The organism is Brasilonema octagenarum UFV-OR1, from assembly GCF_963888615.1.
Classification (GTDB): Bacteria; Cyanobacteriota; Cyanobacteriia; order Cyanobacteriales; family Nostocaceae; genus Brasilonema; species Brasilonema sennae.
The window spans coordinates 13,255-28,343 of the sequence record NZ_CAWPKW010000347.1; the positions used below are offsets into that span (position 1 = coordinate 13,255).

Below are 15,089 nucleotides of genomic sequence, written 5' to 3' on the forward strand. Positions count from 1 at the left end.
CTCACTAATGACTAAAACGCCTGCCCTCTACCTTGTCTGCCCTAGAAGAGACGGAGATTCCAGCCGTTTTCTGTTGAAAATATTCCTGCATCACCTGTAACACCATTGGCGCAGCAACACTACCGCCACCACCGCCAGAGTGTTCAGCAAATGCCAACACCACAATTTCTGGCTTTTCAGCCGGGGCATATGCTCCAAACCATGCATGGTTTGCTTTCACATGATTTTTCCATGCTTCAGCCGTACCACTTTTACCGGATGTTGGAGGAATTGTTGACACATTAAGAGCTTTACCCGTACCCTCAGCTATCACCTTCCGCAGTCCATCACGTAGAGTGTTGACGGTACTTGGCTTCATATTCAGAGATTCTCGCCAGTTTTTTGCTTCTTCATGATCTTTGAGCAAGTGTGGTTTCACTTTATAACCGCCATTGGCTGGGACACAGAACATAACAGAAACTTGCAGTGGTGTGCTTTGCAAAGCTCCTTGACCTATGGACATATTAATGCTATCTCCCACAGTCCAAGGAATTTTCCACGTTCTCTGCTTCCAGGCTTCATCTGGAATATGACCTTTCGTTTCTTCAGTGATGAACTCAATGCCAGTTTTTTCACCAAATCCGTATTTGCGAGTCCATTCAATTAAGGTAGGACCACCTACTCCTCTACCGATTTGGTAAAAGAAAGTATCGCTACTCATTGCTAAAGCTCTTGTAAATCCCAATGAACCAAATCCAGCATGGTTCCATTCTCCAAAGGTGACTCCACCAACAGTCAAGGAACCATAAGTTGGTAGTACTGTATCGGGAGAAAATTTGCCGGATTCCAGCCCTGCTGTCGTAGTGACTATTTTGAAAGTACTGGCGGGTGGAAAGGCGCTACTAACAGCACGATTCAGCAAGGGATGGTTTTCGCCTTGTATACTTTCCCAATCTTTTTTAGAAAGTCTTCGCTTGGAAAAAAGATTCGGGTCAAAGGTGGGATGAGACACCATTGCTAAAACAGCCCCGTTATTGGGGTTTAGTGCAATAATAACGCCGTTACGTCCGGTTAAAGCTTTTTCAGCAGCTTTTTGCACATTCAAATCTATAGTTAAGTGAACGTCACTACCTGCTTTTGCCTGTTTCTCTCCTAACACTCGAATTGGGCGACCTTTACCATCTACTTCTACTTGCTGACCACCCCATTCACCCCGCAGTAGTTGTTCATACGCCTTTTCTACCCCCATTTGACCAATCATATCTCCTGAGCGATAACCTTCTTGTTTCTTTCGTTTCAACTGTTCGGGTGTCAATTCTCTAGTATAACCCAGCACGTGAGCTAACTTGTCACCCTGTGGGTAGTAGCGTACAGCTTCTGTATGAACTTCTACGTCTTTGAGTTCATTAGCGTACTCCTTCAATACCGTAATTTCCGCTTCGTTCAAGTCACGAGCAATCCGCACTAAAGAAGAGTTAGAACCAGCGTCGTCTAATTTCTTTTCTATCTCTTCTACAGTAATGTTGAGAATTGTGGACAGACGCGGACCGACGATTGACCAGGAAGGCTTGGTGTGTGCCATTGGCCACAGGTAGACAGAACGCGGATAGCGAGTTGTTGCTAGTAGCTTGCCATTACGGTCAAAAATATTACCCCGTTCCGGTTGTTTGGGAATCATCCTAATCCTGTTTGCCTCAGCTCGCTTGCGATAATTTGCACCTTCCGCAATTTGCAAATATACTAGACGAGCACCAATACCAGCTGTCATCAATAAGGTAAATATGATGAAGAACAACGGCTGGAAACCCCGTCCTACAGTACGTGTCTCTTTTTTGCTCGCTAATTGAGGTTGTTGCAGTAGCCTCATGTCACAAATAGCGATTCCGAGAATCGCATGAACTGTATACGATCGCGCCAAATTTCACACCAAATTTCTACCTGGGACTACAAGAAAAACAACCCCGGTAGTGGAGTATTTGTGATTTGGTTTTTGTTATATAGAATAAACCAAATTGTTGTCAGTATTTTGCATGAGGAAATACATCAATAGACTTTTTGGAGAAGTTGGGAACGCTTAACGCTTAACAGAATCATCAAAAATCTCACTTTTGCGCATTGGTCTAATGAGCGTTATTCAGAGAAAATTAGGGATTCTGGTGACAATTTGGCTGAAAACGCTCGCCAAGTGCTGGGGGCGATCGCCGCATGCGTGTTGGGTAAGTCCTGTAAAAAACGAAAAACCTCACCCCTTGTTAAGCCGAGGGGTAAGGTCATTGAGTACAAACGTGCTTATGAGAACTGTGTTCTGCGTTCTTTGTTGTTAATCTCCAGATCTACCTCTTGAGTTTCTAGTTTTCACTTTTGATTCTTCAGACTCAGATTTTTGATACTTACCTGGATGCTTCTTCTGAAAATACTCTTGCAAGACCTGTAAGACAATTGGCCCGCAGTCGGTACCACCGTGTCCACCAGAGTTTTCACCAAACGCTACAACGACTATCTCTGGCTTATCTGCTGGGGCGTATGCTCCAAACCAAGTATGATTTGGGCGATTAATACCAGCTTCAGCAGTACCACTCTTACCCGCAGCAGGGGCAATTGATGGTAGGTTTAATCGTGTTCCGGTACCTTCTGTGACTACTTTGCGCAATCCTTCGCGGAGAACTTTGATAGTACTTGGTTTCATATTCAGAGATTCCCGCCAGTTCTTTGCTTCTTCATGGTCTTTGAGCAAGTGTGGTTTCACTCTATAACCACCGTTAGCAGGAACTGCGAACATGATCGCAGCTTGCAGTGGAGTGACTTGCAAAGCACCTTGACCGATGGACATATTGATAGTGTCGCCTACAGTCCAAGGCATCTTCCAGACTTTTCGCTTCCAAGCATCATCTGGAACATTACCTTTTGATTCTTCATTTGAAAACTCAAAGCCGGTTTTTTGACCAAATCCATACTTGCGAGTCCATTCAATCAAGGTTGGACCACCGACTCTGCGACCAACTTGGTAGAAAAATGTATCGCTACTCATAGCCATAGCACGCGGAAATCCCAATGGACCAAATCCCGCGTGGTTCCACTCACCAAAGGTAACTCCCCCAACAGTCAGAGAACCGTAAGTTTGCAGCACTGTGCTGGGAGAAAATTTACCTGATTCCAACCCCGCAGTTGTGGTAATGATTTTGAAAGTACTCGCAGGTGGAAAAGCACTCAAGGCGCGATTAACTAGGGGATGTTCACTACCTTGTAGAGTTTGCCAGTCCTTCTGGGAAAGTCTTTGCTTCGAGAAGATATTCGGGTCAAAATTAGGATGAGACACCATTGCCAAAACTGCACCGTTATTGGGGTCTAATGCGACAACTGCACCCCTAGGTAATGTCAAAGCTTTTTGGGCTGCCTTTTGTACATCTAAATCTACTGTCAGGTGAATATCATTACCTGCTTTTGCTTGTTTTTCTCCTAAGACTCGAATTGGGCGACCTTTACTATCTACTTCTACTTGCTGACCACCCCATTCACCCCGCAACACTTGTTCATACGCTTTTTCTACCCCCATCTGACCAATCACATCTTGCAACCGGTAGCCTTCTGATTTCTTTTTTTTCAACTGCTCGGGCGTTAACTCCCTAGTATAACCGAGTATATGAGCTAACTCCTTGCCATGCGGGTAGTAGCGTACGGCTTCTGTATTAATTTGAACATCTGGTAGTTCGTTTTCATACTCCTTCAATGCAGTGATTTCTGCGTCGCTGAGGTCGCGAGCAATCCGTACTAAATTAGTGGCGCTAGCACCAGCCTCGTCTAACTTCTTTTCTATCTCCTCTTGGGGTATATTAAGAATTTTCTCAAGACGCGGAGCGACGACTGACCAGGATGGCTTAGTGTGTGCCATTGGCCACAAGTATACAGAACGCGGATAGCGAGTTGTCGCTAACAGTTTTCCATTGCGGTCAAAAATATTACCTCGTTCTGGTTGTTTTGAAATTGTCCTAACCCGGTTTGCCTGTGCTCGTTCCTTGAATTTATGTCCTTCAATAATTTGTAAATATCCTAAGCGAATATTGATACCAGTGATCATCAACAAGGTAAATACAATAAAAAATATAGGCTGCAAACCTTGTCCGACTGTACGTACTTCTCTATTTTTGCTGCTAGGACGGGACTTTACTGTAGACATAGAAAAATATCCAATTCCAAAATAATTTTTATTGGTATAAAGTTAGGTGAAATTCTTTTCTGTATTCCGCGTTAAGATAACCGGAACAGCATATTTTTTGTAAATTCTTCTTGGAGAGTCGAATCAACCAAAGTGTAACCTGTGGTTTGCCGAATCGACTATATTAATAGACAAAAAAACTGAAGATAATAGGATCTAACTGGTGGATTATGGCTCAACATTTGACGCAGAATCAGGCTGGGAGGACGGCTATTGAGTCGTTGGATGTTGAACTGCATAACGTTTTCAAATTTTTTAACCAAGATCCAGCAGTACACGGGGTAGACTTAGGCGTCAGACACGGAGAATTCTTCAGTATTCTAGGTCCTTCTGGGTGTGGCAAAACAACTACCCTACGCTTAATTGCAGGGTTTGAAACAGCCGATGCTGGTAAGGTATTGATTCAAGGTCAGTCCATGACAAGCGTTCCCCCTTATCGCCGACCTGTCAACACAGTCTTTCAAAGCTATGCTTTGTTTAATCACTTAAATGTTTGGGATAATGTCGCGTTTGGACTACAGTTAAAAAAAATACACAGGACGGAAATTCAAAGCAGAGTTAAAGAAGCTTTGGAACTGGTGAAAATGGAAGGGTTGCGATCGCGCTTTCCCAGTCAACTGTCTGGTGGTCAACAGCAAAGAGTCGCATTAGCACGGGCACTTGTGAATCGACCCGCAGTCTTGCTACTAGATGAACCTCTTGGGGCGCTAGACTTAAAATTGCGTAAGGAAATGCAGGTTGAACTTTCAAATTTACATCAACAACTAGGGCTGACCTTTATTATGGTGACTCACGACCAGGAAGAAGCATTATCCTTGTCGGATCGCATTGCTGTGATGAATCAAGGCAAAATTGAACAAATAGGCACCCCAGGTCAAATCTACGAACAACCACGCACAAGCTTTGTCGCTGATTTTATTGGTAATACTAATTTATTTGAAGGTGAGATAGCAGGTGTAGATGCTTCAACTGTCATAATTTTTACAAAAACCGGATTCTCAATTGTAGTTGCTCGTCAGCATGACACACCAACTGAAATATCCCAAGCGGTCGTCGTCAGCGTACGTCCAGAAAAAATTCAGCTTTCGCTTTATAAACCCAGTTTGCAAACGAACTGCTTTGAAGGACGGCTCGTCAACATCATGTATCTCGGAACCCACGTTAATTATATTGTGCAATTGACAAACGGTGTACGCGTGACCGTTTTACAGCCCAATACTTTTGGTAATTTGCCAAATCGTGAAACTCCTATTTATGCTTGGTGGGGTGAGACTGATTGTTTGGCTTTAGTTAAAACTTAAAAGTCATGACTAACAGACGGAAATTTTTAAAAAGCATAGCAGCAGTTTCTAGCTTATCTTTAGCGAGTTGTGGCTGGAGACTCGGTGATGTGCGAGCTTATTCTGCAACGAAAGGTTCTAGCGACCAACTTTTTGTTTATACTTGGGATATATATACAGATGAAGAATTATTCAAAACCTTTAACGCCCAAACAGGAATCAAGCCACAGGCGGATGTGTTTGACTCCAATGAAACTATGTTAAGTAAGCTGCAAGCTGGGGGTGGAGGTGCTTATAGTGTCATTAATCCAAGTGACTACATGGTGCGAAAAATGGTCAACTTAGGGTTACTCACAGAATTAAATCATCAGCGCTTAATTGGTTTAGATAATTTCTTTCCCCGGTTTCAAAACCCTACTTACGATCCCAATAACCGCCATAGTATACCTTTTAATTGGGGAACAACAGGTTTTATTTATAATTCGGAAAAGCTCACAAATCCGCCAGAAGATTGGGACTATCTTTGGCAAAATCAAGAACAATTATCTAAGCGAATGACGTTGCTAAATGATATCCGAGAAGTCATGGGTGGAACTCTGCGGATGCTGGGTTACTCTTACAACTCAAAAGACGAAAAGGAAATTAAACAAGCATATGAAAAGTTGAAGGTTCTAAAACCATCAGTTGCAGCCTTCACAACAGATGCTTGGCGCAATCAAATTTTGGCAGGAGATTTATTATTAGCAATGTGTGTCTCATCAGATGCTGTGAAACTCTCTAAAGAAAACCCGAAACTAAAATATGTGATTCCCAAAAGTGGTACCTCACTATGGACAGATACTATAGTTATTCCTAAAACAGCCCCAAATGTAGAAGGGGCTTATGCTTGGATCAATTGGATTTTACAACCAGGAGTAGCAGCAAAGACGAGTCAACGCCTGAATCTTTCTACACCCAATCGTGCAGCGTTTGAGCAATTGCCAAAAAAAGTGCAGAATAATTCCAGCTTGTTTCCCCCAGAGTCAATTCTCAATAAGTGTGAACGTATAGCTCCTTTAGGGCAAATTGAAGAAGTTTATGAACGTTACTGGACTGAATTAACCAGTGGCTAAAATGCTGAGGCTGTCATCCAAAATCTAAGAACTAGCACTCTCTTCTTTTTGAACGCCACTTTTATCTCGTTTCAAACTTTCTTCTAAGGCTTGAATTTGTTCTCTACGGGCTTCCAATTCTAATGAACGACGTGCTAAATCTTGATTTTGCAACGTTAGATTTTGTCGCCACTCTTCTGCTCGATCCGCTTCCTGTTGCAAAAACTCTGGAGTAATACCAGTGCTTAGGTAAACTTTCACCAAATTTAGCACCCAATTTGTGGCATTTTCCAATCTTTCTATATCCCCTGCGGGAGAAAGTTCTACCAAAACGAGTAAGTTCTCAGCTAAAAATTTGCCCTTACCCAAAAGAATCAAAGCTTCTTCTGGAATAAGCGACCACATATTTTCAGCTTCCTCACGTGCTAATAATCGCAACTGAAGCTGATTTAAAAATTCGTTTTTATGCACTTGGGCTAGATACAGCATAGAATTTTGTGTTTGTTTTTGTACACTTAATACATAAAGATAGTATAAATTCTTGAATAGCTAGTGGTTAGTAGTTAAGAATACTTTTATATAAGTAACTACTAACAACTAACATTAAATAATCCCTCGGAACTATGCTAACCTACGTAGGCGATCGCGCAAAATTTCTGCTTGTTTTTCAGCCTCTGCTAAAGCATTTCTTGCTCCTTCTACCACGTCTGGTCGTGCTTGTTCCACAAAGTTAGGATTATTTAACCTATTGCTCAGAGGTTTAATTTCTCCTTCTACCTTGCTCAAGCGTTTTTCTATTTTGGCTCGCAGCACGCTGATATCAGCAACGCCAGCAAGCGGAAGTAGCACTTGTACAGTACCAACAACGTCAGCGAACGTTTCTTTATTTTGCTCACCAGCAAAGACTAAATTCTCAACCTTTGCCAAATCTTTAATATAAGACTGTCCGGTTGTGAAAATTTGGCGTTCATTCTCGCTTTCAGTTTGCAAATTCACCGTCACTTTTATCCCCGGTTTAACATCCGCTTCCGCTCGCAAATTACGGATTGTACGAATGATACCAAACAGCAGTTCAAACTGTTCCTCCAGAGTGGGATCAATTAAGTTTATCTCAGCTTCAGGATAAGATTGTAAAGATAAACTTTGCTTGGAATCTTCGCTTTGTTGCGTGAAAGTTTGCCAAATCTCCTCGGTAATATGAGGCATGAAAGGATGAAGTAATTTCAAAATTCCTTCCAGCACATACGCAAGAGTTTGTTGTACAGTGCGACGAGATGTGGGTTCCGAATCCTTCTGGAGACGAGATTTAACAAGTTCAATATACCAATCGCAGAAGTCGCCCCAGATAAAGTCGTAAAGTCCCTTTGCGGCTTCTCCTAATCCATAGTTGTCGATATAGTTATTAGTTTGTTTAACAACTTGGTAGTAGCGAGAAATAATCCAACAGTCACTTAATTCACTAGCGCTTGGTTTACCCAGTTGTTGCGGCGTTTGCCCATCCAAATTCATCATCACAAACCGCGCCGCATTCCACAACTTGTTCGCAAAATTCCGGGATGCTTCCACCGATGACGACTCATCCGTTTTGCGATTGTACTCCAAGCGGATATTTTGCCCTGCCCCTGCGACTTCCTTAATCAAGGTATAACGCAAGGCATCAGTACCGTACTTGTCAATCAGCAACAACGGATCGATGCCAGTACCAGCACTCTTAGACTGCTTCTTGCCATTTTCATCCAATACCAACCCGTGGATGTAAACATCCTTAAACGGCATTTGTCCTGTAAAATGCCCACCCATCATTGTCATTCTGGCAACCCAGAAAAAGATGATATCAAAACCTGTGACTAAAGTAGTGGTGGGGTAATAAGTCGCTAAGTCCTGAGTTTGTTCGGGCCAGCCCAAAGTAGAGAAAGGCCAGAGTCCGGCAGAAAACCAGGTATCCAACACATCTGGATCTTGTTCAATCTTGACATTATCACCAAATTGTGCAACTAATTTCTCCTGTGCTTCTGCCTCAGACTTCGCCACAACAAACGGTGTATTGTCACTAATTTCTCCGCCTGTTTCACTCACCGCATACCAAGCAGGGATTTGATGTCCCCACCACAGTTGACGAGAGATACACCAATCTTTCAGCTTCACCAGCCAATCACGATACACCTTTGTCCAGCGTTGGGGGACAAACTCTGGGGAGTTCTTTTGGTCAAGAAATTCTAGCGCATTATCAGCCAGAGGACGAATTTTGACAAACCACTGAGTCGAGAGGAGGGGTTCAATGGGAACTTTGCCGCGATCGCTATAAGGAACAGTATGCTTATAATCCTCCACCTTCACCAAAAACCCGTCAGTCTCTAGACGATAAACCACATTGTTTCTAGCAACAAAGCGGTCTTGTCCTTGAAACGAACCAGCATTTTCATTCAAAGTGCCGTCCTTATTCATAATATTGATCAACGGCAGATTGTGACGCTTGCCCATTTCAAAGTCATTAAGATCATGTGCTGGAGTCACCTTCACACAACCTGTGCCAAAACTGGGGTCAACAAACTCATCGGCAATAATCGGAATTTCCCGATTCATAATTGGTAGAGTTACGGTTTTCCCAATCAGGTGCTTATATCTATCATCATTGGGATTCACAGCCACACCAGTATCACCCAACATCGTTTCTGGTCGAGTCGTCGCCACCTCAACATCACCAGAACCATCCGTAAGAGGATAGCGAAAATGCCAGAGATTTCCATTGACCTCCTGATTTTCCACCTCCACATCCGACACTGCAGATTGGGAAGCCGGACACCAGTTGACCAAGTACTCGCCACGATAAATTAACTCTTCCTCGTAAAGTCGGACAAAAGCTTCCAAAACAGCTTTGGACAAGCCCTCATCCATCGTAAAGCGTTCCCGCCACCAATCCACCGATACACCCAAGCGTCGCAATTGATGAACAATCGCCCCTCCAGATTCCGCCTTCCATTGCCAAGCGCGTTCTAGAAATTTCTCGCGTCCCAAATCGTAGCGAGTTTTACCTTCTTTTTTGAGTTGCTTTTCCAGAATTGTTTGCACAGCGATGCTGGCGTGGTCAGTTCCGGGTAACCATAAGGTATTACGTCCCTTCATCCGGTGATAACGTACAAGGGTGTCAATCAGCGACATCTCAAAAGCGTGTCCCATGTGCAAGCTGCCGGTAACGTTGGGCGGCGGGATAACGATACAGTAAGATTCGCCACCTTTGTTGGGATCAGCTTTGTAGAGTTGGTTTTCTTCCCAGAATTTTTGCCACTTGGCTTCGGTGGAGAAGGGTTCGTAAAGACTAGGAAGGTTAATGTTTGATGCGATCATGCTGGGAAAAGGATACTGTGGAAGGACTTTTATAAATTTTGCCACAGGGTTAAGGAGGAAAAGAGGAAATGAACCGCAGAGGCGCAGAGAACGCAGAGAGAAGAGAGTTAGGAGAGGAGATGAGACAGCTGACGGGAGGAGTGATTGGGGCGGCGATTGAGGTGCATCGGCTGTTGGGACCAGGGTTTTTGGAGTCGGTTTATCACAAGGCTTTAGAGGTGGAATTTCAGATGCGTGGGATATCTTACAAGTCTAAGCCGCCAGTAGCAGTGAATTACAAAGGATATCAGGTTGGCGAAGGCGAATTAGATTTTCTCATTAGTGATGTCCTCATTGTTGAATTGAAAGCTGTGGAGAAGTTAGCTCCTATCCACGAAGCTCAAGTCATTTCTTACCTTAAAATGACAAATCATCCCCTCGCCCTTCTCATCAACTTCAATGTCCCTATCCTCAAAGAAGGTATTAAACGTATCGTACTCTCTTGTTAATTCTCTCTGCGTCCTCTGCGCCTCTGCGGTTCATTATTCATGAAAAATCCAACAATGTCCCGTTCCCCTTGGACTTTCATCCCTACCTTATACTTTACCTCTGGCGTACCTTACGTCATCATCAACACAGTTTCTGTCATTTTCTACAAAAAACTCGGAATAAATAATACTCAAATTGCCTTATGGACGAGTTTTCTTTATCTCCCTTGGGTCATCAAAATGTTGTGGGCACCTATCGTTGATACTTACTCAACCAAAAGAACATGGATTCTTGCCAGCCAATTTGCTATGTTCTGTTGTTTGGGTTTGATAGCCTTTTCTTTACAGTTACCAAATTTCTTTTTTATCTCCCTTGTAGCGTTAACTATAGGAGCATTTCTTTCCGCAACTTATGACATTGCTACTGATGGTTTCTATCTATTAAGTCTAAATCCAGCACAGCAAGCATTCTTTTCTGGTGTTCGCTCACTTTTTTATCGCCTTGCCGTTATCTTCGGTTCAGGATTTTTAGTGTTTTTAGCTGGTCAGCTTGAATTCTCTCTGAAAAATACTCCTTTAAGCTGGACTATTGCTCTTGGTTTTTCAGCTTTAGTTTTGGCAATACTGTTTATTTTTCATCAACTTATTCTACCTTCGCCTGAGTCGGATTCTCAACACCAATCACAAACAGCAATAAACAGACTACCTTTTTGGGATGTTATCAGTTCATATTTTAAACAAGATAAAATAATAACTATTATAGCATTTATCTTGCTTTATCGATTTGGTGAGGCAATGCTTGTTAAATTAGCCTCGTTATTTTTATTAGATAAACCAGAAGTTGGAGGTTTGGGATTATCGACATCGGAAGTCGGTTTAGTATACGGTACTTTTGGAGTCATTTCCCTAATTGTCGGAGGCGTCTTAGGAGGGTTTGTGATTTCCAAGTATGGATTAAAAAAGAGTCTGTTTCCTATGGCTTTAGCTTTGAACTTACCTGATATCTTTTATGTATATATGGCTTATGCCAAACCCTCACTTGCATTAGTCTATCTTTTAGTTTCTTTAGAGCAACTTGGATATGGTTTTGGGTTCACAGCTTTTAGCGTTTATCTGATGTATATTTCCAAAGGTCAATACAAAACTTCTCATTTTGCCATATCTACAGGAATTATGGCATTAGGTATGATGTTACCTGGATTAATCAGCGGTTATATTCAAGAAAAACTTGGATATCCATTATTCTTTATATTAGTTTGTTTACTCACAATTCCCGGTATGATAACTCTATTTTTTATTCCTTTAGACGAGGAGAACAGTCGTCAAAAAAGTTAAGCGATAAATTGCAAAAATCAAGAAATATAGATGAACGCTGATATAGCAATCCGGAATCATTCCTGAAATTCTATCTTTTCTCTTTTCTCTTTTCTTGGCGTCCTTGGCGACTTGGCGGTTCGTTCACAAAATAATTTTCACAACTCAAATAGTATTGCCATATAATATAAAGTAACCTGCATTAAACTGCGGTTTAAAATTCCAAATTCTATGAGTTACGTTCTAGGAATCGATGGCGGCGGATCCAAAACAGTTTGTCTATTGATAGATGATAAAGGTAAAGTACTTGGTCGTGGTGAAGCAGGAGCATCTAATTATCAAAGTATAGGTACAAAAGCAACACTACTGTCAATTCAATCTGCAATTTATACTGCCGTCGTTGAAGCACAAAAGTTAACAGATAATATTAAAATTGAAGCCATTTGCATTGGACTAGCAGGTGTAGGTCGTCCAGAAGATATCGAGGTCGTAAAAGGTATAGTACAAGAATTACAAAATAGCAGCTTGCTTCCTATAACTTGGAAATTATCTGCATCTAATATTATCATTTGTCATGATGCTTTGATTGCTTTAGTAGGGGGAGTTGGTTATCCCGTAGGAATTGTAGTTGCAGCAGGTACTGGTTCTATAGTTTTTGGGCGAAATCATAATGGACAGACAAAACGAGTTGGCGGTTGGGGCTATCTTTTAGGAGATGAAGGTAGCGCTTATCAAATTGCTGTTGCTGGTATGCAAGCAGCATTAAAAGCTTATGATGGACGGGAGATGTCAACAAGTCTTGTTGAAGCGTTCAAACAGTATCTCGAACTTGCGACTATAGAAGATTTAATTGAAGTTATTTATCGAAGAGGATGGGGTGTGAAAGAGATTGCTGCTTTGGCACCTATTGTTGATAACGTAGCAGCTTATGGAGATGAAGTTGCTCAAAAAATTATTGATGACGCGGCGAAAGAGTTAATCAAAGCTACTTCTACAGTGATTTCGGCAATTTTTAGTCATGACGAACGTTTTGAAGTCGTGACAACTGGAAGTGTGTGGCAAGGAAAAGCGAGAATTCGTGACACATTTGCTGCATCACTTATGACGATGTTTCCTTCAGCAAAAGTGATTTTTCCTCGACATGAACCGGCTTTAGGTGCTGGGTTGTTGGCGTTACAGAGTTTGACTCTACCCAATCTTTAGCTGTTGATTAATTTGTGAAACTTCTTTATGCTTGGGCAACTCCCAAACCCGACTTTGAAATTATTAGGACTTAAGTAAGAATTTTTCTAACCTGTGTAAATCCCGTAGCTGTTGCAGTTTTCTTAAAGTATCCGAATCAGGTAACGGCGTGTATACTACTACCTCCAATTCAGGGTTATGTGAAACTTGTAAAGTCGTATGATTCAGCAGTAATTGCCCAACAGCCGGATGTTCGTATTCTTTGCAACCTGCAGATCTTCCCTGTACATCATGCTTCTGCCACCACTGACAAAATTCTGGACTGACTGCGTGCAGCTTCTCTACTAGTTGTGTGAACCGATAATCACCAGCATAGCGATCGCACATAGCACGAAATTTAGCCAGCAATCGTTGGGCGTGTCCCTCCCAATCTCCAAGCATCTGTCGTATAGCTGGATTGGTAAACATGATCCAGAGGCTGTTGCGTTCATCAGGTGGCATTGAGGCGTAATCTAAAAATACTGCACATGCCGCCTCATTCCAAGCTAAGACGTCTAACCGCCGTCCTCTGATTAATGCTGGACTGGTTCCGAGACTATCAAGAATATCTTGCAGTGCAGGGGAAACGGTTTCTTCTAATAAATATGGAGCTGCAGGTATTTCACAACGTGCTAACGCGAACAAGTGCGTTCGCTCATCTGGACTTAGCTGCAGCGCTCGTGCAATGCTTTCAATAACTTGGGCTGACACTTGAATGTCGCGCCCTTGCTCAAGCCAAGTGTACCAAGTCAAACCGACATTTGCCAGCCCAGCCAACTCCTCACGCCTTAATCCAGGCGTGCGACGGCGTGTACCTTCCGGTAAACCTACATCATTGGGTGAAAGGCGGGCGCGGCGTGTCTTGAGAAAGTCCCCTAGTTCTCTGCGTCGTTGCTTGTCATCCATAAAATCTTAGCCTAGCAGAATTAATACCAGGATAAATGCACTCCTGGTACTTGGATAAATTGAGTTTTACAGTAATCTTGTTAGAGCTTAAGGAATGATCTCATGAAAGCTGCACGTTTATACGAACTTGGAAAGCCGCTAAAAGTTGAGGAAGTACCAGAACCGGTTCTTAGATCTGGTGGTGCAATTGTTCGGGTGTTACGTGCGCCTATACTTTCTTTTGCAGGGCAGGTATTTTCGGGAGAACTCGGCTATATGCTGCCTCCCCTACCCTTCACACCTGGTCCGAGTGCCATTGGAGTGGTCGAAGCAGTTGCTGATGATGTATTTGGACTGCAAGTTGGTCAAAAAGTCTTCTGCGACCCTTTGATCTCCTCTCAAACCCAAGGCGGACAACCTGATAGTATCCTCATCGGCTGGACTGGATTGGCAGCAGCTTCGCCTCAGATGCAATCTCTGTGGAAGGATGGCACATCTGCTGAGAAAATCCTATGGCCCGGTGAGTGTTTAACACCACTAGAAGACACAGAAACTATTGACCTGAATCAATTAGCCTGCTTAGGTTATCTGACAATTCCTTATGGTGGTTTTTTACGTGGCGAGTTGCGTCCCGGTCAAACTCTGATTGTCAACGGTGCTACAGGTAACTTGGGAGCAGCAGCAGTGCTAGTGGCGTTGGCGATGGGGGTATCCAAGATAGTAGTCGTCGGACGCGATCGCGTGACTCTCGAAAAACTGGTGCAGCTTGACCCCAAACGGGTAGTTACCGCTTCCCTTTCAGGTAATGCTGCTGAATACACTGAACGTATTAGCGAGGCTGCTGGCGGGGCTGATATGGTTTTGGACGTTCTAGGTGGGGTAAGTACCCCAGAACCAACGGTAGCCTGTATCAACGCCCTTCGCCCACGCGGAACAGCGGTTTTTCTGGGAGGAGTCAAAGCAGAAATTCCCTTATCCTACCCGAAAATCATGCACATGGAATTGACGATTACAGGAGCACATATGTTCCCAAGGCAGGCACCGAAGGAACTTCTGCGGATGATTACCGCAGGAATGCTTAAGCTAGACGCAATTCAAACCCACGCTTTCAAACTGGATGACATTAGCCACGCAATTGACAAGGCGGCAAAGCTAAAAGGACTAGAATACTGCGTACTTGTACCAAATACGCAATAACCTGTTTCTTAGATGTAACACAGAGATAAATTCAAGTCCGTAGCATCCCCTTGTCCCCCCTCCTCTTCTCCCTCATCTCCCCCTATTCCTCTGCGTC

General features: G+C 43.0%; 11 protein-coding genes. 6 read left to right on the forward strand and 5 right to left on the reverse strand.

Translation table 11 applies throughout. The features are described from left to right. Positions 1–4 precede the first annotated feature (4 nt). The gene (gene mrdA / locus AC5590_RS31370; RefSeq protein ID WP_169267180.1) at positions 5–1,846 is read right to left on the reverse strand and encodes a penicillin-binding protein 2; all 1,842 of its coding nucleotides are present in this window, start codon (positions 1,844–1,846) and stop codon (positions 5–7) included. A gap of 453 nt (positions 1,847–2,299) precedes the next feature. Beyond that, on the reverse strand, positions 2,300–4,153 hold the full coding sequence (gene mrdA / locus AC5590_RS31375; RefSeq protein WP_169267171.1) for a penicillin-binding protein 2: 1,854 nt from the start codon (positions 4,151–4,153) through the stop codon (positions 2,300–2,302). A gap of 209 nt (positions 4,154–4,362) precedes the next feature. Here mrdA (AC5590_RS31375) and AC5590_RS31380 point away from each other — a divergent pair, with 209 nt between their 5' ends. Next, on the forward strand, positions 4,363–5,493 hold the full coding sequence (locus AC5590_RS31380) for an ABC transporter ATP-binding protein (RefSeq protein WP_169267172.1): 1,131 nt from the start codon (positions 4,363–4,365) through the stop codon (positions 5,491–5,493). A 5-nt stretch (positions 5,494–5,498) separates the two neighbouring features. Beyond that, complete coding sequence (locus tag AC5590_RS31385) at positions 5,499–6,584, forward strand: ABC transporter substrate-binding protein (RefSeq protein WP_169267173.1); 1,086 nt, start codon at positions 5,499–5,501, stop codon at positions 6,582–6,584. A 24-nt stretch (positions 6,585–6,608) separates the two neighbouring features. On the opposite strand, the gene AC5590_RS31390 is transcribed toward AC5590_RS31385, so the two are convergent. Together AC5590_RS31390 and AC5590_RS31395 are read right to left on the reverse strand one after the other, a co-directional pair. Next, entirely contained in the window at positions 6,609–7,052 is a 444-nt protein-coding gene (locus AC5590_RS31390) for an HmpF-related protein (RefSeq protein ID WP_169267174.1), read from the reverse strand. Between the two features lie 132 nt (positions 7,053–7,184). Next, a complete protein-coding gene (locus AC5590_RS31395) occupies positions 7,185–9,908 on the reverse strand; it encodes a valine--tRNA ligase (RefSeq protein WP_169267181.1) in 2,724 nt (907 codons plus the stop codon). Between the two features lie 68 nt (positions 9,909–9,976). Here AC5590_RS31395 and AC5590_RS31400 point away from each other — a divergent pair, with 68 nt between their 5' ends. From AC5590_RS31400 to AC5590_RS31410, 3 genes are all read left to right on the forward strand, one after another. Further along, positions 9,977–10,396 carry a GxxExxY protein gene (locus AC5590_RS31400; RefSeq protein WP_169267175.1) on the forward strand — a complete coding sequence of 140 codons (420 nt, stop codon included), beginning with the start codon at positions 9,977–9,979 and terminating at the stop codon, positions 10,394–10,396. Between the two features lie 39 nt (positions 10,397–10,435). Beyond that, positions 10,436–11,710, forward strand: coding sequence for an MFS transporter (locus tag AC5590_RS31405; protein ID WP_169267176.1), 1,275 nt, complete (start codon positions 10,436–10,438; stop codon positions 11,708–11,710). A gap of 210 nt (positions 11,711–11,920) precedes the next feature. Then, on the forward strand, positions 11,921–12,892 hold the full coding sequence (locus AC5590_RS31410) for an N-acetylglucosamine kinase (RefSeq protein WP_169267177.1): 972 nt from the start codon (positions 11,921–11,923) through the stop codon (positions 12,890–12,892). A 63-nt stretch (positions 12,893–12,955) separates the two neighbouring features. Here AC5590_RS31410 and AC5590_RS31415 read toward each other — a convergent pair whose 3' ends face one another. Beyond that, the gene (locus AC5590_RS31415; protein ID WP_169267178.1) at positions 12,956–13,816 is read right to left on the reverse strand and encodes a helix-turn-helix transcriptional regulator; all 861 of its coding nucleotides are present in this window, start codon (positions 13,814–13,816) and stop codon (positions 12,956–12,958) included. 102 nt (positions 13,817–13,918) lie between these two features. Here AC5590_RS31415 and AC5590_RS31420 point away from each other — a divergent pair, with 102 nt between their 5' ends. After that, entirely contained in the window at positions 13,919–14,992 is a 1,074-nt protein-coding gene (locus AC5590_RS31420; RefSeq protein ID WP_169267179.1) for a quinone oxidoreductase family protein, read from the forward strand. Positions 14,993–15,089: the final 97 nt, after the last annotated feature.

Bases quoted from the DNA above. Each gene is read 5' to 3' on its own strand.
- AC5590_RS31390 (WP_169267174.1), bottom strand. From the start codon at position 7,052: ATGCTGTATCTAGCCCAAGTGCATAAAAACGAATTTTTAAATCAGCTT.
- AC5590_RS31395 (WP_169267181.1), bottom strand. From the start codon at position 9,908: ATGATCGCATCAAACATTAACCTTCCTAGTCTTTACGAACCCTTCTCC.
- AC5590_RS31380 (WP_169267172.1), top strand. From the start codon at position 4,363: ATGGCTCAACATTTGACGCAGAATCAGGCTGGGAGGACGGCTATTGAG.
- mrdA (WP_169267180.1), bottom strand. From the start codon at position 1,846: ATGAGGCTACTGCAACAACCTCAATTAGCGAGCAAAAAAGAGACACGT.
- AC5590_RS31420 (WP_169267179.1), top strand. From the start codon at position 13,919: ATGAAAGCTGCACGTTTATACGAACTTGGAAAGCCGCTAAAAGTTGAG.
- AC5590_RS31415 (WP_169267178.1), bottom strand. From the start codon at position 13,816: ATGGATGACAAGCAACGACGCAGAGAACTAGGGGACTTTCTCAAGACA.
- AC5590_RS31405 (WP_169267176.1), top strand. From the start codon at position 10,436: ATGAAAAATCCAACAATGTCCCGTTCCCCTTGGACTTTCATCCCTACC.
- AC5590_RS31410 (WP_169267177.1), top strand. From the start codon at position 11,921: ATGAGTTACGTTCTAGGAATCGATGGCGGCGGATCCAAAACAGTTTGT.
- AC5590_RS31400 (WP_169267175.1), top strand. From the start codon at position 9,977: ATGAACCGCAGAGGCGCAGAGAACGCAGAGAGAAGAGAGTTAGGAGAG.
- mrdA (WP_169267171.1), bottom strand. From the start codon at position 4,153: ATGTCTACAGTAAAGTCCCGTCCTAGCAGCAAAAATAGAGAAGTACGT.
- AC5590_RS31385 (WP_169267173.1), top strand. From the start codon at position 5,499: ATGACTAACAGACGGAAATTTTTAAAAAGCATAGCAGCAGTTTCTAGC.